This window comes from Parapedobacter deserti, from assembly GCF_042646065.1.
GTDB lineage: Bacteria > Bacteroidota > Bacteroidia > Sphingobacteriales > Sphingobacteriaceae > Parapedobacter > Parapedobacter deserti.
Genome location: NZ_JBHRTA010000040.1, coordinates 1 through 574, shown reverse-complemented (window position 1 = coordinate 574; position 574 = coordinate 1). Strand labels below are relative to the sequence as shown.

Below are 574 nucleotides of genomic sequence, written 5' to 3'. Positions count from 1 at the left end.
TTATCCAGTCCTTTGTGGTGGGCCTTGTTTAAAATTTCCGCGAGCGTTTTAGGAAACTCCTGCAGGACATCCAGCTCTTTAAAGCTATCTGCGATTCGTTGGGTAGCCGCCACGCTAATAGACAACGGGCTTTGCGTAACTTGATAGTCAGCACGGTTGATCACGTCAATTTCGTGTTTGAAAAAATCTGTGAACCCTGGCGTTATCTCTCCAATAATTACGCTATAATCTTCCAGCTTCAAGCCATATTGTCGGGATAGTTTCACGCCATAAATCAAACCTATATAAGAGCCATAGAGCCAGGTTAAAGTAGCCAGATCCATGGCCGATGAAGCCGAAGGGTTTTCACCCAGGTATTTTAGGTTACCGCCAAGAACATCCACGACAGATTTATTTTGAAGATAGACGTTTGAGTTTCCTGAAAGTAATACGGTAGTACTTTCGAGCCCCATTTGGTCTGGAGCCACCTGGAGTGCCCCATTAATGTAGTGCCCCCCTTTTTCGGAAAGTATTGCTTCGATTTGGCTTGCCTCTTTGGGGCTTCCAGTCGTAAGATTAAGAATTGTTTTACCCG

1 protein-coding gene is annotated in these 574 nt (G+C 44.9%); it reads right to left on the bottom strand.

The window, feature by feature from the left end; genetic code table 11:
• A partial coding sequence (locus ACFOET_RS17710; protein WP_379025153.1) for an imine reductase family protein occupies positions 1–574 on the bottom strand: 574 nt, incomplete at both ends.